Source organism: Streptococcus sp. 27098_8_82, from assembly GCF_041431615.1.
In the GTDB taxonomy this organism is placed as follows: domain Bacteria; phylum Bacillota; class Bacilli; order Lactobacillales; family Streptococcaceae; genus Streptococcus; species Streptococcus sanguinis_K.
On sequence record NZ_JAPVYB010000001.1, the window covers coordinates 615,283 to 636,083 of the forward strand.

Annotated in this window: 19 protein-coding genes and 1 pseudogene; 13 read left to right on the top strand and 7 right to left on the bottom strand. The window is 42.6% G+C overall.

Annotation, left to right across the window (positions count from 1 at the left end; translation table 11 throughout):
* Nucleotide 1 precedes the first annotated feature (1 nt).
* From topA to O3627_RS03100, 13 genes are all read left to right on the top strand, one after another.
* On the top strand, nucleotides 2-2,095 hold the full coding sequence (gene topA / locus O3627_RS03040; RefSeq protein WP_125382238.1) for a type I DNA topoisomerase: 2,094 nt from the start codon (nucleotides 2-4) through the stop codon (nucleotides 2,093-2,095).
* Nucleotides 2,096-2,153: 58 nt separating this feature from the next.
* Complete coding sequence (locus tag O3627_RS03045) at nucleotides 2,154-2,648, top strand: phosphoribosylanthranilate isomerase (protein WP_125382236.1); 495 nt, start codon at nucleotides 2,154-2,156, stop codon at nucleotides 2,646-2,648.
* 93 nt (nucleotides 2,649-2,741) lie between these two features.
* Nucleotides 2,742-4,076 (top strand): methylenetetrahydrofolate--tRNA-(uracil(54)-C(5))-methyltransferase (FADH(2)-oxidizing) TrmFO, encoded by a 1,335-nt coding sequence (gene trmFO, locus O3627_RS03050; protein ID WP_125382235.1) that lies wholly within the window; start codon nucleotides 2,742-2,744, stop codon nucleotides 4,074-4,076.
* A gap of 109 nt (nucleotides 4,077-4,185) precedes the next feature.
* Nucleotides 4,186-4,536 (top strand): DUF1801 domain-containing protein, encoded by a 351-nt coding sequence (locus O3627_RS03055; RefSeq protein ID WP_002906562.1) that lies wholly within the window; start codon nucleotides 4,186-4,188, stop codon nucleotides 4,534-4,536.
* Nucleotides 4,537-4,700: 164 nt separating this feature from the next.
* Complete coding sequence (locus tag O3627_RS03060) at nucleotides 4,701-5,525, top strand: alpha/beta hydrolase (protein WP_343091749.1); 825 nt, start codon at nucleotides 4,701-4,703, stop codon at nucleotides 5,523-5,525.
* Nucleotides 5,526-5,557: 32 nt separating this feature from the next.
* On the top strand, nucleotides 5,558-6,298 hold the full coding sequence (locus tag O3627_RS03065; RefSeq protein ID WP_009660368.1) for an esterase family protein: 741 nt from the start codon (nucleotides 5,558-5,560) through the stop codon (nucleotides 6,296-6,298).
* 12 nt (nucleotides 6,299-6,310) lie between these two features.
* On the top strand, nucleotides 6,311-7,477 hold the full coding sequence (locus O3627_RS03070; RefSeq protein WP_343091747.1) for an ATP-grasp domain-containing protein: 1,167 nt from the start codon (nucleotides 6,311-6,313) through the stop codon (nucleotides 7,475-7,477).
* A 222-nt stretch (nucleotides 7,478-7,699) separates the two neighbouring features.
* Nucleotides 7,700-8,668: a thiamine pyrophosphate-dependent dehydrogenase E1 component subunit alpha gene (locus O3627_RS03075; protein WP_002906568.1), complete on the top strand. Its 969-nt coding sequence runs from the start codon at nucleotides 7,700-7,702 to the stop codon at nucleotides 8,666-8,668.
* Nucleotides 8,669-8,686: 18 nt separating this feature from the next.
* Nucleotides 8,687-9,679 (top strand): alpha-ketoacid dehydrogenase subunit beta, encoded by a 993-nt coding sequence (locus O3627_RS03080; RefSeq protein ID WP_371621280.1) that lies wholly within the window; start codon nucleotides 8,687-8,689, stop codon nucleotides 9,677-9,679.
* Nucleotides 9,680-10,249: 570 nt separating this feature from the next.
* Nucleotides 10,250-11,293 carry a dihydrolipoamide acetyltransferase gene (locus O3627_RS03085; protein WP_002906569.1) on the top strand — a complete coding sequence of 348 codons (1,044 nt, stop codon included), beginning with the start codon at nucleotides 10,250-10,252 and terminating at the stop codon, nucleotides 11,291-11,293.
* 78 nt (nucleotides 11,294-11,371) lie between these two features.
* Complete coding sequence (gene lpdA / locus O3627_RS03090; RefSeq protein WP_371621281.1) at nucleotides 11,372-13,078, top strand: dihydrolipoyl dehydrogenase; 1,707 nt, start codon at nucleotides 11,372-11,374, stop codon at nucleotides 13,076-13,078.
* A 66-nt stretch (nucleotides 13,079-13,144) separates the two neighbouring features.
* Nucleotides 13,145-14,134, top strand: a complete 990-nt coding sequence (locus O3627_RS03095; RefSeq protein ID WP_002921209.1) for a lipoate--protein ligase — start codon at nucleotides 13,145-13,147, stop codon at nucleotides 14,132-14,134.
* Nucleotides 14,135-14,299: 165 nt separating this feature from the next.
* Complete coding sequence (locus tag O3627_RS03100) at nucleotides 14,300-14,938, top strand: hypothetical protein (protein WP_002921210.1); 639 nt, start codon at nucleotides 14,300-14,302, stop codon at nucleotides 14,936-14,938.
* Between the two features lie 86 nt (nucleotides 14,939-15,024).
* On the opposite strand, the gene xerS is transcribed toward O3627_RS03100, so the two are convergent.
* The 7 genes and pseudogenes from xerS to O3627_RS03135 form a co-directional block, all read right to left on the bottom strand.
* Nucleotides 15,025-16,095 (bottom strand): tyrosine recombinase XerS, encoded by a 1,071-nt coding sequence (gene xerS, locus O3627_RS03105; protein WP_371621282.1) that lies wholly within the window; start codon nucleotides 16,093-16,095, stop codon nucleotides 15,025-15,027.
* 185 nt (nucleotides 16,096-16,280) lie between these two features.
* Nucleotides 16,281-16,654, bottom strand: a pseudogene (locus O3627_RS03110) (MepB family protein).
* Between the two features lie 50 nt (nucleotides 16,655-16,704).
* Entirely contained in the window at nucleotides 16,705-17,505 is an 801-nt protein-coding gene (locus O3627_RS03115; protein WP_002904481.1) for an alpha/beta hydrolase, read from the bottom strand.
* A gap of 78 nt (nucleotides 17,506-17,583) precedes the next feature.
* Nucleotides 17,584-19,158, bottom strand: coding sequence for a signal recognition particle protein (gene ffh, locus O3627_RS03120; protein ID WP_002895504.1), 1,575 nt, complete (start codon nucleotides 19,156-19,158; stop codon nucleotides 17,584-17,586).
* A gap of 28 nt (nucleotides 19,159-19,186) precedes the next feature.
* The gene (locus O3627_RS03125; protein ID WP_125382231.1) at nucleotides 19,187-19,402 is read right to left on the bottom strand and encodes a 2-oxoglutarate:acceptor oxidoreductase; all 216 of its coding nucleotides are present in this window, start codon (nucleotides 19,400-19,402) and stop codon (nucleotides 19,187-19,189) included.
* Nucleotides 19,403-19,404: 2 nt separating this feature from the next.
* Nucleotides 19,405-19,737: a putative DNA-binding protein gene (locus O3627_RS03130; RefSeq protein ID WP_032907526.1), complete on the bottom strand. Its 333-nt coding sequence runs from the start codon at nucleotides 19,735-19,737 to the stop codon at nucleotides 19,405-19,407.
* A 152-nt stretch (nucleotides 19,738-19,889) separates the two neighbouring features.
* A complete protein-coding gene (locus O3627_RS03135) occupies nucleotides 19,890-20,588 on the bottom strand; it encodes a GntR family transcriptional regulator (RefSeq protein WP_002895508.1) in 699 nt (232 codons plus the stop codon).
* Nucleotides 20,589-20,801 lie beyond the last annotated feature (213 nt).

Below are 20,801 nucleotides of genomic sequence, written 5' to 3' on the forward strand. Positions count from 1 at the left end.
GGTGTCTAAATTGGTAACAAAAGCAAAGAAAAAGTCTACGACCAAGAAAAATCTTGTCATCGTAGAGTCGCCTGCTAAGGCAAAAACAATAGAAAAATATCTGGGACGAAATTATAAGGTTCTAGCCAGTGTCGGGCATATTCGTGACCTGAAAAAGTCTACTATGTCTATTGATTTTGAGAACAACTATGAGCCGCAATACATCAATATTCGTGGTAAGGGTCCCTTGATTAATGACTTGAAAAAAGAAGCGAAGAAAGCTAAGCAAGTCTTTCTGGCAAGTGACCCGGACCGCGAAGGAGAAGCTATTTCTTGGCATCTGGCTCACATTCTGAATCTGGATGAGAAAGAGAAAAACCGCGTCGTCTTTAATGAAATCACCAAAGATGCAGTCAAGAATGCTTTTAAAGAGCCGCGCCAGATTGATATGGATCTGGTCGATGCCCAGCAGGCTCGCCGAGTTCTGGACCGCTTGGTTGGTTATTCCATTTCTCCTATTCTCTGGAAGAAAGTCAAGAAAGGTCTGTCAGCTGGTCGGGTGCAGTCTGTCGCTCTCAAGCTGATTATCGACCGGGAAAATGAAATTAATGCCTTCAAACCAGAAGAATACTGGACAATTAACGGAACCTTCAAGAAAGGAACCCGTCAGTTCCAGGCCAGCTTCTATGGTATGAATGGCAAAAAGATGAAGCTGACTAACAACGATGAGGTCAAAGAAGCCCTGTCTCACCTCAAGGGTGATGACTTTACAGTCGACAGTGTCGAAAAGAAAGAGCGTCGACGCAATGCTCCGCTGCCCTACACGACTTCCTCTATGCAGCAGGATGCTGCTAATAAGATTAATTTCCGGACTCGTAAGACCATGATGGTGGCTCAGCAGCTCTATGAAGGGATTAACATCGGTTCTGGCGTACAAGGTCTGATTACGTATATGCGTACCGACTCAACTCGTATCAGTCCAGTAGCGCAGAATGAAGCAGCAAGCTTTATCACGGATAAATTTGGTGCTAAATATTCCAAACATGGCAGCAAGGCTAAGAACGCTTCTGGCGCTCAAGATGCTCATGAGGCCATTCGACCTTCCAGCATTTTCAATACTCCAGAGAGCATCGCAAAGTATCTGGATAAGGATCAACTTAAGCTCTATACGCTGATTTGGAACCGCTTTGTAGCCAGCCAAATGACAGCAGCAGTCTTTGATACTATGAATGTCAAGCTGGGGCAAAATGGTGTCCAATTTGCTGCCAATGGCAGTCAGGTCAAGTTTGATGGCTATCTGGCTATTTACAACGACTCTGACAAGAATAAAATGCTGCCGGACATGGAAAAGAGTGATACCGTCAAACGTGTTAATACCAATCCAGAACAGCACTTTACCCAGCCACCTGCACGTTATTCTGAAGCGACTCTCATCAAGACTTTAGAAGAAAATGGTGTTGGTCGACCATCTACCTATGCTCCGACCATTGAGACTATTCAGAAACGTTATTACGTTAAGCTGGTTTCCAAGCGCTTTGAGCCGACGGAATTAGGTGAGATTGTCAATTCATTGATTGTCGAATTCTTCCCAGGCATCGTAAATGTGAAATTTACAGCCGAAATGGAAGCAAAACTGGATGATGTAGAAGTCGGAAAAGAACAGTGGCAAAAGATCATTGACGAGTTTTATCGACCTTTCGAGAAAGAAGTGGCTAAAGCCGAGACCGAAATGGAGAAAATCCAAATCAAGGATGAACCGGCTGGTTTTGACTGTGAGGTCTGTGGCAGTCCCATGGTCATCAAATTGGGTAGATTTGGCAAGTTCTATGCCTGCAGCAATTTCCCAGACTGTCGTCACACTCAGGCTATTGTCAAGGAAATTGGCGTGACCTGCCCACAGTGCCAAAAAGGTCAAGTTATCGAGCGTAAGACTAAGCGAAATCGCATTTTTTATGGATGTGATCGTTATCCAGACTGTGATTTCACATCTTGGGACAAGCCGGTTGGACGTAACTGTCCAAAATGTGACCATTACCTGATTGAAAAGAAAGTACGCGGTGGCGGCAAGCAAGTGGTCTGCAGCAATGGCGATTACGAAGAAGAAAAAGTGAAGTAGATAATTTTACATAATTTATATTACGTAAAATATTTTTCTAAAGAAGAGGTGCAGTTTTATGACAGATAAATTTGCAGAATTTCTAAAAATCGCGTCTCAACTTAATAAGATGGGAATTGTTCCATTGCTAATGGGCTCCTTGGGGCTGGATCAGGTTACTGGTCAGGACTGGCAGGCGCGGGATATTGATATTCATGTTCATGGTGATGAGCGTGGCTGGGAAGCACCAGATGAAGAGCGTATTTATGATATGGATAAGATTGAGCCAATGATGGAACGTTTGGGCTATCGTTTGGTCGATCTGCACGAGCATGAATTTCAAAAAGAAAGCTTATCTATTGAATTTGGGGTCATGGAAACCTTAGAGGCATTTTCAGGTGTGCCGTTAGAGAAGCTAACTCGAAAAGAAGTTGAAGGTGTTGAATTTCTACTGCCGACTGCGGAGCAGTTTTTGGCTATCTACCGTGCTTCTTCACAAGATTCTTACCGAAATGATAATAACAATCATAAGGATTTTGCTAAGATTGCTTATTTGGAAAAAATGACAAAATGACGGACAGACGGGAATTCTCCTGTCTGTCTTTTTTACTATCTTTTTGTTATAATGGTCAGAGTGAAAATCTAGAAATATCCAAGGGAGAGTATCATGTCATCATCCTATATCAATGTTATCGGTGCTGGTTTGGCTGGCAGTGAAGCAGCTTACCAGATTGCCAAGCGTGGCATCCCAGTCAAACTCTATGAAATGCGGGGTGTTAAATCAACTCCTCAACACAAAACTGTGGACTTTGCAGAACTGGTTTGCTCTAACTCTTTGCGAGGAGATGCGCTGACCAATGCAGTCGGTCTGCTCAAGGAAGAAATGCGACGGTTGGACTCGGTTATTTTAAAGTCAGCAGAAGCGACTCGAGTGCCCGCTGGTGGTGCTCTAGCTGTTGATAGAGAAGGCTTTTCGCAGCTGGTGACGGAGCTAGTGACTAACCATCCATTGATTGAGGTCATTCGCGAAGAAATCACAGAAATTCCAGAGGATGCCATCACAGTCATTGCTACGGGACCCTTGACCAGTGATGCTTTAGCAGAAAAAATCCACGCGCTCAATGGAGGTGACGGTTTTTATTTCTACGACGCAGCAGCGCCGATTGTTGATGTCAATACTATTGATATGACCAAGGTCTATCTCAAATCCCGCTATGATAAGGGAGAAGCAGCCTATCTCAATGCACCCATGACCAAGCAAGAATTTATGGATTTCCATGATGCTTTGGTCAATGCCGAAGAAGCACCGCTTAATTCCTTTGAAAAAGAAAAATACTTTGAAGGCTGCATGCCTATTGAAGTTATGGCCAAGCGAGGCATTAAAACCATGCTTTATGGACCGATGAAGCCGGTTGGTTTAGAATATCCAGATGACTACCAAGGACCTCGAGATGGTGAATATAAGACGCCATACGCTGTGGTGCAGCTTCGTCAGGACAATGCAGCAGGTAGTCTTTACAACATTGTCGGCTTCCAAACTCATCTCAAGTGGGGCGAGCAAAAGCGAGTCTTTCAGATGATTCCCGGCCTTGAAAATGCAGAATTTGTACGTTATGGCGTCATGCATCGAAACTCCTATACGGACTCTCCAAATCTGCTGGAACAGACTTTCCGCTCTAAGAAACAGCCAAATCTTTTCTTTGCAGGTCAAATGACTGGCGTCGAAGGCTATGTTGAGTCTGCAGCTTCTGGTCTGGTTGCTGGTATCAATGCCGCTCGACTCTTCAAGGGAGAAGAAGCACTTGTTTTTCCAGAAACAACAGCTATCGGCAGCCTACCACATTATGTTACCCATGCTGACAGCAAGCATTTCCAACCCATGAATGTCAATTTTGGGATTATCAAAGAATTGGAAGGTCCGCGCATTCGTGATAAAAAAGAACGTTACGAAAAAATCGCCGAGCGAGCATTAAAAGACTTACAATTTTATCAAGAAATTTAAAAAAAGTTAGGATTTTCTTGAATTTTTCTTGATTTTGTGCTTTAATAAATAAAAAATTTGGAAATCGGACATCAATGACCAACCTACAATCTCAAATTAGGAGGAGACCATGAACCAAAAAGTAAAAAATCTGCTGGATGATTGGCTAATTAATAATCCTGCCTTGTATGAAATCGCCAATAGTGTGCGCACGAAAATACGGCAACTGTCAGATACGGTAGTCGAAGAAGTGAAATATGGCGGTATTTTGTTTGCCGCCCCCGAACCGTTTTGTGGCATTTTTGTTTATAAGCAGCATGTAACTGTGGAATTTGGTCGTGGCGCCGAGATGGCAGACCCATACGGTTTGCTGGAAGGCAAGGGTAAAGGCCGTCGCCATTTGAAATTACATACGCTTGAAGATATAGAAAACAAGCATTTGACGGATTACTTGCGATTGGCTCAAAAAGCAGCAGAATAAAATTGCTGAGCGCGCCTTGCAGGATTTACAGCCTTATTTGGATAAATAATCTATTTTCTATCATTATCTAATAAAAATCATTAAAAAGTTAGGAAATCCCTAACTTTTTTGCTTAATTTGTGATATAATAAATAAAAATTTTGAAAATAGAAAGTTTTCTGAAAATGAATAAATCCTATTTTTATCTTGAAATGAAAACACATGAGTTAGTCGTTCCTTATACCAAGCAAAAACGCCGTGTCCGCGTCTTACTTCCAAAAAACTATAGCCAGGACACAAATAAGACGTATCCAGTCGTTTATTTTCACGACGGCCAAAACGTTCTCTATAGCAAGGAGTCTTTCAGCGGCCATTCGTGGAAGGTGATTCCGACAATCAAGCGTAATCCTGATATTGAAAAAATGATTGTCGTGGCTATTGATAACGATGGCCAACGGCGGATGAATGAGTATTCAGCTTGGAAGTTCCAAGAGTCCAATATTCCCGGTATTCAGTTTGGCGGCAAGGGAACGGAGTATGCGGAGTTTGTCATGGAAGTCGTCAAGCCTTTCATTGACCAGCATTATCGGACCAAGTCGGATCGGCTGCATACAGCTATGATTGGTTCCTCTCTTGGGGGAAATATTAGCCAGTTTATCGGTGTTGAATACCAAGATCAGATTGGTTGTCTGGGCATCTTTTCATCAGCAAATTGGCTGCATCAGGAAGCCTTTGACCGTTATATTGAGAGAAAGACGCTTCAAACTGACCAGCGAGTTTTCATTTATGTTGGGACGGAAGAGGCTGATGATACAGATAAGACATTGATGGCTGGTAACATCAAGCAGGCCTATATTGATTCATCGCTCAGCTATTTCCGACAGTTACTTGTATCTGGAGTCGATTTGTCCAATATTCAGATTAAGATCCAGTCTGGAGCTATTCATAATGAAATCGCTTGGGCAGAGCACTTGCCAGACTGTTTCCGTTTTATCAGCGAGAAATGGTAATCTAGTCAAACAGTGAGAAAGAGGTAGAAACTATGCATGTAGAATTTTTAAGTCATTGGAGCGGCAATCTAGGCCGTGAAATGTATGTCAATCGCTATGGACATGCTGGACTCCCGATTATAGTCTTCGCATCATCAGGCGGCAGCCATAATGAGTATGCTGATTTTGGCATGATTGAAGCCTGTGCAGGTTTTATTGAGGCTGGTAAAGTCCAGTTTTTCACTCTCAGCAGCGTTGATAGCGAGAGTTGGTTGGCGGACTGGAAGCACCCACACGACCGAGCAGAAATGCATCGTGCCTATGAGCGTTATGTCATTGAAGAGGCGATTCCTTTCGTCAAGCATAAGACAGGTTGGTTTGACCCTATGATGACGACAGGCTGCTCTATGGGTGCTTATCATGCCCTTAATTTCTTCCTGCAGCATCCGGATGTTTTCAATAAAGTGATTGCCCTCAGTGGTGTCTATGATGCACGTTTCTTTGTCGGTGACAATTTGAATGACGAAGTCATTTATCAAAACTCACCAGCTGACTATATCTGGAACCAAAATGATGGCTGGTTTATTGACCGCTATCGACAGGCTGATATTATCGTTTGTACTGGCTTGGGCGACTGGGAGCAGGATGGCCTTCCTTCCTTCTACACGCTGAAAGAAGCTTTTGAGCATAAGAATATTCCAGCTTGGTTTGCTGAATGGGGCCATGATGTTTCCCATGACTGGATTTGGTGGCGTAAGCAAATGCCTTATTTCCTTAATGAACTCAATCTTTAAAGGAGGTTTCCTATGAATTATATCGTTATTTCTCCCTACTATCCGCAAAATTTTCAGCAGTTTACAGTGGAGCTGGTTAACAAAGGAATCACTGTTCTGGGAATCGGTCAGGAGCCTTATGACCAGCTAGACCAGCCTTTGAAGGATTCATTGACTGAATACTTCAGAGTAGAAAATCTTGAAAATCTTGACGAAGTGAAAAGAGCTGTTGCCTTTCTCTTCTACAAGCATGGACCTATCGATCGGATTGAGTCTCATAATGAATACTGGCTAGAACTGGACGCAGAGTTGCGCGAGCAATTTAATGTCTTTGGAGCAAAACCAAAAGACTTGAAAAAGACCAAGTTCAAATCAGAGATGAAAAAACTCTTTAAAAAAGCAGGTGTTCCAGTCGTTCCAGGTCAGATTGTCAACACAGAAGCTGGGGCAGATTTGGCTGTCAAGAAACTCGGTCTGCCTTTGATTGCCAAGCCTGATAACGGAGTGGGAGCAGCTGCGACCTTTAAGCTAGAAACAGCAGAAGATGTCGAACGATTCAAGCAAGAATGGGATCACCAGACAGCTTATTTCTTTGAAAAGTTTGTCCAGTCTGGCGAGATTTGTACCTTTGATGGTTTGGTAGATAAGGACGGTCAGATCGTCTTTTCAACCACCTTTGACTATGCCCATACACCACTGGATTTGATGATCTATAAGATGGACAATTCCTATTACGTTCTCAAGGATATGGATCCAAAACTGCGTGCTTATGGAGAAGCGATTGTTAAAATTTTCGGCATGAAAGAACGCTTTTTCCATATTGAGTTCTTCCGCGAGGGTGATGATTATGTAGCCATTGAGTACAATAACCGTCCAGCAGGTGGCTTTACCATTGATGTCTATAATTTCGCCCACTCAATCGATCTTTACAGAGGCTATGCAGCGATTGTAGCAGGAGAGCCTTCCCCAGCTGCCCACATGGAGCCGCTGTATTGTTTGGCAACCTCGCGCCGTGCATCGACAAACTATGCTTACCCTGAGGCTGACTTGCTGGAGAAATACAGAGATAATTTCAAGGTTAAAAAAGACATGCCAGCCGCTTTTGCAGAGCTGCAAGGTGACTACCTCTATATGCTAACAACACCAAGCCGTGAGCAGATGGAGCAGATGATTGCAGATTTTGCTAAACAGGCGGACTAATCAAAAGCATGCTCTGCTATTATTTTCGTATAACAGTTTCAAAATAGTAAAAACTACTCTAGCACAAAAAGTTTGTGAAATTTCTATTTTGGTATCGAAAACCAGTTTATCCAATGGATTGACTGGTTTTTCTTTGTGAAATGTAAGTGAGCAAAAGTTTTGACAGTGCTTACAGCTTTAGATAGAATTAAATAGAAGAATTATGCTTAGAAAGGCAAAAAAATGGCAACTTTAGATAAAGATCTTTTGTTAGAGATGTTCCGTAAGATGGAAGAAATCCGTCGCATGGACTTAAAAATTGCTCAACTTGTAAAAAAAGGAAAGGTTCCTGGGATGACTCACTTCTCGGTAGGTGAGGAAGCAGCCAATGTCGGTGCTATGCTGGCCTTAAATGAGGATGATTTGCTGACTTCTAATCACCGGGGACACGGTCAAGCTATCGCCAAAGGAATCAACCTCAACGAAATGATGGCTGAAATCCTTGGTAAATACACTGGAACCTGTAAAGGAAAAGGCGGCTCTATGCACATTGCGGACCTAGATGCTGGAAATCTTGGTGCTAATGGTATCGTAGGTGGTGGCATGGGAATTGCTGTCGGAGCAGCTCTGACCCAGCAAATGCAGAAGACAGGTAAGATTGTTGTCTGCTTTTTTGGTGACGGGGCTACCAACGAAGGTGTCTTCCACGAAGCAGTCAACATGGCTTCTATCTGGAATCTACCAGTAATTTTCTATTGCATCAATAACGGCTATGGTATTTCTGCCGACATCAAGAAAATGACCAATGTAGAGCACATCCACGAGCGCAGCGCAGCTTATGGCATTCCAGGTATGTTCATCGAAGATGGAAATAATGTTCTGGATGTTTATGAAGGCTTCCAAAAAGCTGTAGAGCATGTTCGCAGCGGTAAAGGACCTGTCTTGATTGAGAGCGTCACTTATCGTTGGTTGGGACACTCTTCTTCTGACCCAGGTAAATACCGTACTCGTGAAGAAGTAGAAGAATGGAAGAAAAAAGATCCAATCGAAAATCTTCGTAAATACTTGCTGGAAAACAAGATTGCAAGCGAGGAAGAGCTGGAAGCTATCCAAGCTGGAGTCAAAGAAGCAGTAGAAGCATCTGTGAAGTTTGCAGAAGAAAGTCCATTCCCACCGCTTGAATCTGCTTTTGAAGATATTTACGCAGACTAAAGAGAGGAGAAAAAGAAAATGGAAACTAAAACTATGTCTTTTCGTGACACCATTATCCTCGCTATGTCTGAGGAAATGCGTCGCGATGAAAATGTACTCTTGATGGGAGAAGATGTCGGAGTCTTTGGTGGAGATTTCGGAACATCTGTTGGTATGCTGGAAGAGTTCGGTCCAGAGCGTGTACGTGACTGTCCGATTTCGGAAGCAGCTATTTCTGGAGCAGCAGCTGGAGCAGCTATGACAGGGCTGCGTCCAATCGTAGACATGACCTTTATGGACTTCTCTGTAATTGCCATGGATGCTATTGTAAACCAAGCCGCTAAAACGCGCTATATGTTTGGCGGAAAAGGGCGGGTGCCAATGACTGTCCGTTGTGCGGCAGGTAATGGAGTTGGTTCTGCAGCTCAGCACTCGCAGTCTTTGGAATCTTGGTTTACCCACATTCCAGGACTTAAGGTAGTCGCTCCAGGAACTCCTGCTGATATGAAGGGGCTCCTTAAGGCTTCTATCCGAGACAACAACCCAGTCATTATCCTGGAATATAAGTCTGAATTTAACCAAAAAGGCGAAGTGCCACTAGATCCTGAGTATGTGATCCCACTCGGTGTTGGCGAAATCAAAAAAGAAGGTACCGATGTAACAGTTGTTACCTACGGAAAAATGCTTCGCCGTGTCATGCAGGCGGCTGAAGAATTAGCAGAAGAAGGTATCTCTGTAGAAGTGGTTGACCCACGTACATTGGTGCCACTTGATAAGGATATTATCATCAACTCTGTTAAGAAGACTGGGAAGGTCGTTTTGGTTAATGATGCCCACAAAACTAGCGGTTTCATTGGTGAAATTTCAGCGATTATTTCTGAGTCAGAAGCATTTGACTATCTAGATGCGCCAATCCGCCGTTGTGCAGGTAAAGATGTGCCAATGCCTTATGCACAAAACTTGGAAAATGCGATGATTCCGACCGTTGAAAGCATCAAAGACGCTATTCGGAAGACATATCATAAAGAATAAGGTATAATAAAGAAAAGGCTTTCTCATGAATTAGATTACATAAATTATTTTATGTAATCTAATCTTGTGTAGAGGGTCAAAGTAGCTAAAATTTTACTAATTGCAGACAATCGTTATTCGGATCGATTTTATCTGATGAGCGAATTAGTAAGCCTACAAGGTTGATTGCCGATAGCGGCAACCCTAGTAACTTGAGATACGTTTGTATCCAAGTTCCTTGTAGAGTTGAACATGGGCTAAAGTCTGTGTGAAAAAGATAAACTTTTCTAGAAACGAAAATTTCTTCGTTAAGTTTTCTATTTTCGCTATGATTTTTAACGCCTTAGTATCATGTAATTGAATTCGGACGGAGGACTGCGAAAAAAAGATAGATTTCCTTGTGTTCATCGAACACAGCATCAATCTCCTATTTTTTCATTGTCCTCTGCGTCCTTAATATCTTATATTCGAACTCGGGCTAAAAGCTCGGAAAAAAGATAAATCTCCTTGGCTTCATCGAAGCCTGCGTCGATTTCCTATTTTTCAGTCGCTTTTTACGCCCTTAGTATCATAATTAGAATTGGAGAGGTCATGGCTGATGATAAGCTAAGAGCGACTCCTGCAGCTAGAAAGTTAGCGGATGATTTGGGAATCAACCTCTATGATGTTTCTGGCTCAGGCGCAAACGGTCGTGTCCACAAAGAAGACGTGGAAACTTATAAAGATACAAACGTGGTGCGTATTTCACCACTGGCAAAACGAATTGCCCAAGAACACAATATTGCTTGGCAAGAGATTCAAGGAACTGGCCATCGTGGCAAGATTATGAAGAAAGATGTTCTTGCTTTCTTGCCTGAGAATGTTGAGAGCGATACAATCAAATCTCCTGCTCAAATTGAAAAAGTAGAAGAAGTGCCTGATAATGTCACTCCTTACGGTGAAATTGAGCGTATTCCAATGACACCAATGCGGAAGGTCATTGCTCAGCGGATGGTAGAATCTTACCTAACTGCGCCAACTTTCACCCTCAACTATGATGTTGATATGACAGAAATGCTGGCCTTGCGTAAAAAAGTGCTGGATCCAATCATGGAAGCCACTGGCAAGAAAGTAACTGTCACAGACCTGCTTTCGCTGGCTGTTGTGAAGACTTTGATGAAACATCCTTATCTCAATTCGACCTTGACAGAGGATGGCAAGACCATTATCACTCACAACTATGTCAACCTTTCAATGGCAGTCGGTATGGATAACGGCCTGATGACACCAGTTGTCTACAATGCAGAGAAAATGACTTTATCAGAGCTTGTGGTAGCCTTTAAAGATGTTATCGGACGTACTTTGGAAGGCAAGTTAGCTCCAAGCGAGCTGCAAAACTCAACTTTCACAATCAGTAACTTGGGTATGTTTGGCGTTCAGTCCTTTGGGCCCATCATCAACCAGCCTAACTCTGCTATCTTAGGTGTGAGCTCAACAGTGGAAAAACCTGTCGTTGTTAATGGCGAAATTGTTATCCGTCCAATTATGAGTCTTGGCTTGACCATTGACCACCGTGTAGTTGACGGAATGGCTGGAGCTAAGTTTATGAAGGACTTGAAGGCTTTGATTGAAGACCCAATTTCAATGTTGGTATAAGATTTTCTTTGCTAGTTTAAAAAGTAAAGAAACGAAAGACTCAGCAAGTGAAAAATTAAATTAGAAAAGGAAAGAAAAATGGCTTTAGAAGTAATTATGCCAAAAGCCGGCGTGGATATGACCGAAGGGCAAATTGTCCAATGGAATAAGAAAGTCGGCGAATTTGTCAAAGAAGGGGAAATCCTTCTGGAAATCATGACTGACAAGGTCAGCATGGAATTGGAAGCCGAAGAAGATGGCTATCTGATTGCTATTCTCAAAGGTGACGGAGAAACTGTTCCAATAACGGAAGTCATCGGTTACTTGGGAGAAGAAGGAGAAAACATCCCAACCGCTGGCGGCTCTGCTCCTGCGGAAGCACCAGCTCCTACAACAGCGGCAGTAAGTACAGATGATGATAAGAGTGATGATGCTTACGATATCGTTGTTATCGGTGGCGGACCTGCAGGTTATGTAGCGGCTATCAAAGCAGCCCAGCTGGGTGGCAAGATTGCCTTGGTTGAGAAGTCTGAGCTCGGCGGAACCTGCCTGAACCGTGGCTGTATCCCTACTAAGACTTACCTGCACAATGCTGAAATCATTGAAAGCCTTGGCCACGCTGCTAACCGCGGTATCATTATCGAAAATCCAAGCTTCTCAGTGGACATGGACAAGGTTTTGGAAACCAAAAACAAGGTTGTTAATACGCTTGTTGGCGGTGTTGCTGGCCTTCTTCGCAGCTATGGCGTAGATGTTCATAAGGGAATTGGTACCATTACTAAAGACAAGAATGTTCTTGTAAACGGCAGCGAGCTGCTAGAAACGAAGAAGATTATCCTTGCTGGTGGTTCAAAAGTCAGCAAGATCAATGTCCCAGGAATGGAATCATCTCTAGTTATGACCAGCGATGATATTCTGGAAATGAACGAAGTGCCAGAAAATCTGGTAATTATCGGTGGTGGTGTTGTCGGTATTGAGCTTGGACAAGCCTTCATGACATTTGGCTCAAAAGTCACTGTTATCGAAATGATGGACCGCATCGTACCCGCTATGGATGCGGAAGTTTCTAAAAACCTTCGCCTCATCTTGGAGCGCAAGGGCATGACAATCCTGACTGAAACTAAGTTAGAAGAAATCATCGAAGAAAATGGAAAACTTCGTATCAAGGTAGAAGGAAAAGAAGATATTGTTGCAGATAAGGCTCTGCTATCTATCGGACGTGTGCCAGACCTAGAAGGTATTGGCGAGGTTGAGTTCGAACTGGATCGTGGCCGTATCAAGGTTAATGAGTACATGGAAACTTCTGTTCCAGGTATTTACGCACCAGGTGATATCAATGGTACTAAGATGCTGGCTCATGCAGCCTTCCGTATGGGTGAAGTTGCTGCTGAAAATGCTCTGAAAGGTAATCACCATGTTGCTAAACTCAATCTGACGCCTGCAGCTATCTACACACTGCCAGAAGTAGCAGCAGTTGGTTTGACAGAAGAGCAAGCTCGTGAGAAATATGATGTAGCGATTGGTAAGTTCAACTTCGCTGCTAACGGCCGCGCCATTGCTTCAGATGCAGCTCAAGGTTTCGTTAAAGTCATTGCTGACAAGAAGTACGGTGAAGTGCTCGGTGTTCATATCATCGGTCCTGCGGCGGCAGAATTGATTAACGAAGCATCCACCATCATCGAAATGGAAATCACTGTAGAAGAAATGCTTAAGACTATTCACGGTCACCCAACCTTCTCAGAAGTCATGTACGAAGCTTTTGCAGATGTACTGGGCTTGGCAGTTCACTCACCTAAGAAAAAATAATTAAAAAGATAGATTAGACTGGGCATAAATCATTGTTCCAGTCTCTATCGTATAAAGAGGTAGCTTATGAAATACATTGTTAACTACTCAAATGATACAGCTTTTAATATTGCTCTGGAAGAATATGCTTTCAAACACCTCTTAGATGAGGATGAAATTTTCCTGCTCTGGATTAACAAACCTTCTATCATCGTAGGGCGTCACCAAAATACCATTGAAGAAATCAACCGTGACTACGTTCGTGAGCATGGCATTGAGGTCGTGCGTCGTATCAGCGGCGGCGGAGCTGTTTATCATGATCTGAACAACCTCAACTACACCATTATCTCCAAGGAAAGTGAAGATCGTGCCTTTGACTTCAAGAGTTTTTCTACGCCGGTTATCAACACCTTGGCAGAGCTTGGGGTAAAGGCTGAATTCACCGGCCGTAACGACCTGGAAATTGACGGTAAGAAGTTCTGTGGCAATGCGCAGGCTTATATTAACGGCCGTATCATGCACCATGGTTGCCTGCTCTTTGATGTTGATTTGTCTGTCTTGGCCAATGCGCTTAAAGTTTCTAAAGACAAGTTCGAATCAAAAGGAGTTAAATCTGTCCGTGCACGCGTGACAAATATTGTCAATGAATTGCCTGAAAAGATTACTGTCGAAGAATTCCGCGACCTGCTTCTGGACTATATGAAGAAAGAATATCCAGAAATGACAGAGTATGTCTTCTCTGAGAAAGAACTGGAAGAAATCAAGCAAATCAGAGATAGCAAGTTTGGAACTTGGGACTGGAACTACGGTAAATCACCTGAATACAATGTGCGCCGTGGCACCAAGTTTACCAGCGGTAAGGTAGAAATCTTTGCCAATGTTGTTGAATCTAAGATTCAGGATATTAAAATCTATGGAGACTTCTTTGGTATTGAAGACGTAGCAGCAGTAGAGGATGTGCTGCGCGGTGTTAAATACGAACGTGAAGATGTTCTGAAAGCTCTTGAAAGGATTGATATTAGCCGCTACTTTGCTGGAATCAGCAGAGAAGAAATTGCCGAAGCTATCGTCGGTTAAAATATGACATAAAGAAAACCAAGCTCTCGAAGAGTTTGGTTTTTCATGTAAACAGTATATTTCAAATCAACAACATTCTTACGTTTCCTTAACCAGCTAGTTTTCTCTAGGCTTTATCTACCAGATATGATAAAATGATAGGGAATTAGAGAAAGGGGTGCCTTGATGCAGAAAGTCCCAGTAGAAAGCCTTGGTCTGTTTGAGCAGTTGGACCGCACAGTTGTAGCTTTTCTGAAGAAAAAACCATCTCCTAATCCAGACAATTTTTATGTTAGCATATCTCCAGAAGATTATGAGAAAAAGAAAGAAGAATTTGAAAAATCAGGCTATCAAGCTGTGAAATTACCGCTTGGCATGGCGTTGGATAATGTTATTCAGCAACCTTCTTTCCAAAACCTAGTCATTGGCGGGCTCTACATGGTAGATGTTTTCGTTCCCAAGGAAGACCTGATGCCCTTGAAGGATCTTGTAGACAGCTTTTGTATCATGTTTGCAGCAGCTAATAATCGAATAGAGAATATCAAGGCTTACGATCTGATGAAGAGTAAAACGGTCTATTTTATCGGAAAACTCTTCACGGATAATCCTCAGCCAGGCGATGAAGTTAGCTTCGAAGGGCTGAATAGAGAGACAGCAGAAGGCTCCTACGAAGCAGTCAAATGTTTCCTAACTAGAGAAAGCGCTGAAAAGTACAACTCCAAGAATCGACCTGTCACAGCAGCAAATCTGGAGCATCTCAAGCACTTCTGGGGCAGACCGCTTATTATTGAACCTCATCGGAACTATTGGATTGAATTTTTATAAAAGAAAGAGCGAAGCATCTAAACTAGATTTTCGCTCTTTTGTTGTTATTGCTGTCTCTGTTGTTACATATTTTAAATTATGTAATATTATAATTTATCCAAAGCATTCTTTTGCTCATCATTGACAATATGGGTGTAGAGGTCCGTTACCTGAGTGCTAGCATGCCCTAGCTGATGACTTACGAGAACTTGAGATTTGGTTGCATCATATAAGCGTGTAGCAAGCGTATGGCGGAGTTTGTGAGGAGTCACTCGCACTTTGAAGTCCTCGGAATACTTGGCCACCATTTTTTCGACACTGGAAGCATCGATTCGATTAGGATTGCCGCGGTATTCAGTCAAAAAGAAGGCTGTATCAGTCTTTTCGGCCTTGTATCGCTTGCTCCGAATACTTAAATACTCTTCTAAATAGGACATGGCAAAGGCAGCAACATTGACAGAGTCCCTTTTTCCGCCTTTTCTTGTTACTTCAATGACCATCATTTTGAGATTAATGTCTTTCAGGTCTAGATTAACAGCTTCAGACAGACGAACACCAGAGGCTAGCAGCAAGGCAATGATGGCTAAATCTCGTTCCTTGTTCTTGTTAAAAGAGGACAGGGCGCGATTAGAGAGCTTCTTAGGGTACTCCCTATCAATATACTGGAGAAATCCTTCCGTCTCATCCCCTAAAAAGAGCTTCTGCTTAATATTCTCTGCACGAGCAGCCAGAGTTTCCTTTTTCTTCTTAGTAGCAACCTTTTTCATCACATTTCGATAGAAGTAGGGCTCACCCTGCTCGTTTTCAACTTCCTCAGTCAAATATTTGTAGAGGCTTGACAAAGCCGAAAGAGTTCGATTGATGGTTGTCTGGGAAACACCGTTTTGGGTCGTATTAGCATTGAGAAGCGGCCGCTCGCGCAGATAAAGAATAAAGGCTTCCATGTCTTTCTTGGTCATGTTTTCCAAGACCGAGAGAGGAATCTCAGCAATATGCGAAGCGTCTGTGATGCCAGATTCCAGCACCCAGTTAAAAAAGCGATCATATTCTTTGAGATATTCGTATAAGGTTGTAAAACTATAAGGTACTGCCAGCTTAGACTGGTAATATTCCAAAATGTACCAGGGCATGGTAGCCTTAAGTTTATCAATTCTTTCTAACAACAGTTCACGTCTCATCACATTTCTCCGTTTTTTCTATAACAGTAGTATAGCATATCTAGATATATTTTTCAAGAAAATTATAGTTTTTCGGAAAGATGATAGAGGGAGGTAAGTAATCTAACTTTACTACAAAACAGATAACAGATAATAAAAACAAGACAGAATTGAGAAACTAAACTCTGTCTTGTTTTTCCTAAAACTTATTCTTCTAATTCGATTTTTTGAAAATAATCCAGCTGTTTTATTTAAATTGCTGCACCAGGACGGATAAAACCGCATAGCCATCTTTCCTTTACAATCCTTTAATGACAGCCGTCGATCACGACAATAACCAGTTCGTCACCCAAGTCTTTATCAGTATAAGGAATATTCTTGTTGTCTTGGTCTTTTTTCCAAAAGACTGTAAAGTAGCCTTCTTTTTTAGGTGTTTTCTTTGCCAAACGGCATCTTTTGTATTCTTGATTATCCTTTGGCTTAATCAAAATGATTTCATAGTCTTCATTGTCTTCATTCCGTTTTTCATTTATCAGATCAAAGTCACCATATACCTATGAAGAATGTCTGTCATTTTCATTTTTTAATGTCTTTCTATTTTTTTACTGAAATAAAATTATGTAAAAATTGCTAGAATAAAAACTCCCTAATCAAATCAACTACCTGTTCATTTTGTGGCAAGGAAGAATGGTGTGCATCCTTGCCTGTAATGATTACCTCTCTGTGTGAAGCAATCTTTCCTTTGTAAATCAAGCTCCCAGCCTCTACACTGCTTTTATGGACAATTCCGTCGCCATCTCGGAAAAAGATTCCCAAAATCGACAAATGCTGCAGCTTCTTAGGCAGTTTTCTTTGATTGGCTATAAAGTCATCTAACATCGGGACTCGATGATCGAGATTTTTCTTGTTTAGATTATAAGGACTGCCGATAGTCAGAAGCTTTTCCATCTCTAACCCAGAGTGGTTTGCCAGATATTGCTGCAAGAATATTGTATAAACTAGACCACCGTTAGAATGCCCCAGCGCCTTAAAGCTGTCAAAAGAGTACTTCTCTCGCAAAACAGTTAAGGCAGCATCAAACATGGCCGCCTGCTGCTTGATGTTTTCATAACCATCGCGATTATTTTGAAAGCCAACCACAAAAATGGGATTTCTATCCTTGCGCTTCAAATGCCCTCGGTAAGTCATGTGTCCGTCATTCCATACTTTAATACGGACCAGACTATGACGTGGATGCTGATTGCGGTTGAGCTTTTTAACCATTCGATTAAATCGATTCTCTGTCGCCGAACTACCTGGAATCATGATAATGGGACATATTTCGACCTTGCTGGCAGGTAGATGAGAAATAGGGTGGGAAGGCAGCTTATTCAATAATTTTTGAAAGGTTTTAGCAAGTCGATGAATCAATTGAGTCAAAAAAGGCTTCATTCTAGTCTCCGTATCTGAATCTGATGTTTCCAAAAACAAGCCACATAAAACTTAGTTATGCGACTTGTTTTTTTGTTATTACTTCCGCTTCTTCTTGTTTTTCTTCATTTGCTTGGCCATTTTATTCATGCTGCGGCGCATCAGGAACTCTCCGGCCTTCCCTTTGAGACCACCTCCGAACATTTGGCTCATATCCGGCATGCCGGCTCCTCCTAAGCCTGACATATCTGGCATACTTCCTTGGCCCATCATGCCTTCAAGAGCTGACATGTCGGGAATTCCTCCGCCACCAGGCATGTTCTTAGGCATATTGTTTGGATTGAGACCCATTTGCTTCATCATCTTGCTCATATCGCCTGACAGAACGCCCTGCATCATCTGCTTAGCTTGATTGAAGTCTTTGATAAATTTATTGACATCAACGAAACTGTTACCTGAACCATTAGCAATCCGACGGCGACGGCTAGGACTCAGCAAGTCAGGATTTTCACGCTCAGCCGGTGTCATAGAGGATACGATAGCGCGCTTGCGGGCAATTTCTTTCTCGTCCACTTTGATATTCTTGAGGGCAGGATTATTGGCCATACCTGGAATCAGCTTGAGCAAGTCTTCCATAGGTCCCATGCCTTGTACCTGATCCAACTGATCAATAAAATCATTGAAATCAAAGGTGTTTTCCCGCATCTTTTCAGCCATTTCAAGCGATTTTTTCTCATCATATTCTTGAGAGGCTTTTTCAATCAAAGTCAGCATGTCCCCCATGCCTAGAATCCGGCTAGACATACGGTCTGGGTGGAAGGTTTCGATATCAGTGATTTTTTCACCGGTACCAGTAAATTTAATAGGCTTACCAGTAATCTGACGAACAGACAGGGCTGCACCACCACGGGTATCGCCATCAATCTTAGTCAGGATAACCCCGGTCACTTCCAGTTGACTGTTAAACTCACGAGCGACATTAGCCGCTTCCTGACCAATCATGGCATCGACAACCAAGAGGATTTCATTCGGATTAGCCAGCGCTTTGACATCTGACAGCTCCTGCATGAGCTTTTCGTCAATCTGAAGGCGCCCAGCCGTATCAATCAGGACATAGTCATTGTGGTTTGCTTTGGCTTGCTCCAAACCCTGACGGACAATCTCAACTGCTGGAACTTCGGTCCCCAGAGCAAAGACAGGTACATCAATTTGCTGTCCAAGTGTTTTCAGCTGATCAATAGCCGCCGGACGGTAAATATCCGCCGCAATCATGAGAGGACGAGCATTTTCTTCTTTCTTGAGCTTATTAGCAAGCTTTCCGGCAAAGGTGGTCTTACCAGCCCCTTGCAGACCAACCATCATGATAATAGTTGGAATCTTTGGTGACTTGATAATCTCAGCAGTATCAGAACCCAGAATAGTTGTCAGCTCTTCGTCAACAATCTTGATGATTTGTTGCGCTGGATTGAGGGTGTCGATAACCTCATGACCGACAGCGCGCTCACGGACTTTCTTGATAAAGTCTTTGACAACCGGCAGAGCAACATCGGCTTCTAAAAGGGCCAGACGAATCTCTTTGGTTGCTTCCTGGACATCGCTCTCTGAGATTTTCCCTTTTCTGCGTAGATTTTTAAAGACGTTCTGCAAACGTTCTGTTAAACTTTCAAATGCCATTTTTTATTTCTCCTAGTTTCTATTTCAATCAATTCAGTGGAAATTTTCCAAAACGAGTTAAACAAGCGTATTCCTCAGCAGAGACTTCTTTCATAATCTCATTTGGGTAGCCCCAGCAGTTGAAGCCTTCTTGCATTGCCTTAGAAAGATCGTCAGGGGAGATGATTTGTACCCTGGCAGGAAAAGATTCTTCCAACTCTAACAACCAACAAGACATTCCTTTGTATATCACTTGTTTAGGCATGGTCACTCTCGGTTGTCAATACCAGACAGAATCCCAATTTGCTCCTGCAGATAGCTGTCGTCAGGGTATTTCTCTGTAATCTGGTCAAATATCTGGCTTCTAACAATGTAGTCCGAGTACATGTGCAGCTTTTTCTCATAGTCTTCCAGAATCTTCTCTGTCCGTTTGATATTATCATAAACGGCCTGACGGCTAACGCCAAACTCCTCAGCAATCTCAGCCAGGCTGTAATCATCTGCATAGTAGAGTTCAATATAGTTCATCTGCTTGTCAGTCAAAAGCGCCGCATAAAACTCAAAAAGAGCATTCATTCGGTTTGTTTTTTCAATTTCCATAAGAAACATTATACCAGAAAAGCATGATAAACTCTAGTCTGACAAGGGAAATAAACACTGGAAATGTGAGATTGCAAAACTTCAATCAGCTTTTTCTTCTGTGTAAAAGACAAGTAAAAAACTCTTAGTGATAACCAAGAGTTTTGCAATAATTAATTGTTTTCCAAATAAAATTCAAAACGATCGCCAACATACTGACTTTTTACATATTCAAAAGCTGTGCCGTCGTCAAAGTAAGAAATCTGAGTCAGTCCTAAGATGGCATGACCACGAGGAATATCAAGGTAATTGGCGATTTTTTCCTTAGCCAGCCGAGCATAAATCGTCTGCTGGGACTTGCCAATCTTATAGCCATGTTCCTGCAAGGTCTGGAAGAAATGACTGGTCACCTCTTCTTTTTTGAAATTCTTAATGAACTTCTCTGGAATTGAAGCCACCTCGTAGACCACCGGCAAATCGTCAGCGTAGCGAACTCGCTCCATCCGAATGACATTTTCTGTCTTATGGATGCCTAGCTTCTCCACTTCCTGCTCGCTGGGCAGGGTACGCCGATAAGAAATAAGCTGGCTGGATGGCGTTTTGCCTTGCGCCTTCATGATTTCCGTGAAGCTGGTGGTGCCGCGCATTTTCTCCTGAACACGTGTGCTGGCTACGAAGGTACCACTGCCGACCCGACGCTCTAGCACCCCCTCATCAACCAAGAGCGTAATGGCCTGACGCAGGGTCATACGGCTGACCTTAAAGGTTTCGGCTAGATCTCGCTCACTGGGCAGGCGCTCTCCAATCTCCCAAACGGCATCGTCGATGTCTTTCTTAATCTGATCATGAATTTTGATATATGCGGGCAACATGTTGACTCTTCTTTCTTATTTGATACCTTCCTTTATTTTAGTACCAAATACTTCAAATGTCAAACTAAATGATAAGTATTAGCTCTCAAACGCTTGCTTTTCTAACGATTCTAGCAGTTTTGTCAAATAAAGACTCATATTCGTTTTTTCATCACTCTTACTCCTTATTACCTTGGAAAAATTCCTTTTTTGTGATAAAATGAGGGGAAAAGA

Coding starts and splice junctions, on each gene's coding strand:
- O3627_RS03045 (WP_125382236.1), top strand. CDS start 2,154: ATGACAGATAAATTTGCAGAATTTCTAAAAATCGCGTCTCAACTTAAT.
- trmFO (WP_125382235.1), top strand. CDS start 2,742: ATGTCATCATCCTATATCAATGTTATCGGTGCTGGTTTGGCTGGCAGT.
- O3627_RS03055 (WP_002906562.1), top strand. CDS start 4,186: ATGAACCAAAAAGTAAAAAATCTGCTGGATGATTGGCTAATTAATAAT.
- O3627_RS03060 (WP_343091749.1), top strand. CDS start 4,701: ATGAATAAATCCTATTTTTATCTTGAAATGAAAACACATGAGTTAGTC.
- O3627_RS03065 (WP_009660368.1), top strand. CDS start 5,558: ATGCATGTAGAATTTTTAAGTCATTGGAGCGGCAATCTAGGCCGTGAA.
- O3627_RS03070 (WP_343091747.1), top strand. CDS start 6,311: ATGAATTATATCGTTATTTCTCCCTACTATCCGCAAAATTTTCAGCAG.
- O3627_RS03075 (WP_002906568.1), top strand. CDS start 7,700: ATGGCAACTTTAGATAAAGATCTTTTGTTAGAGATGTTCCGTAAGATG.
- O3627_RS03080 (WP_371621280.1), top strand. CDS start 8,687: ATGGAAACTAAAACTATGTCTTTTCGTGACACCATTATCCTCGCTATG.
- O3627_RS03085 (WP_002906569.1), top strand. CDS start 10,250: ATGGCTGATGATAAGCTAAGAGCGACTCCTGCAGCTAGAAAGTTAGCG.
- lpdA (WP_371621281.1), top strand. CDS start 11,372: ATGGCTTTAGAAGTAATTATGCCAAAAGCCGGCGTGGATATGACCGAA.
- O3627_RS03095 (WP_002921209.1), top strand. CDS start 13,145: ATGAAATACATTGTTAACTACTCAAATGATACAGCTTTTAATATTGCT.
- O3627_RS03100 (WP_002921210.1), top strand. CDS start 14,300: ATGCAGAAAGTCCCAGTAGAAAGCCTTGGTCTGTTTGAGCAGTTGGAC.
- xerS (WP_371621282.1), bottom strand. CDS start 16,095: ATGAGACGTGAACTGTTGTTAGAAAGAATTGATAAACTTAAGGCTACC.
- O3627_RS03115 (WP_002904481.1), bottom strand. CDS start 17,505: ATGAAGCCTTTTTTGACTCAATTGATTCATCGACTTGCTAAAACCTTT.
- ffh (WP_002895504.1), bottom strand. CDS start 19,158: ATGGCATTTGAAAGTTTAACAGAACGTTTGCAGAACGTCTTTAAAAAT.
- O3627_RS03125 (WP_125382231.1), bottom strand. CDS start 19,402: ATGCCTAAACAAGTGATATACAAAGGAATGTCTTGTTGGTTGTTAGAG.
- O3627_RS03130 (WP_032907526.1), bottom strand. CDS start 19,737: ATGGAAATTGAAAAAACAAACCGAATGAATGCTCTTTTTGAGTTTTAT.
- O3627_RS03135 (WP_002895508.1), bottom strand. CDS start 20,588: ATGTTGCCCGCATATATCAAAATTCATGATCAGATTAAGAAAGACATC.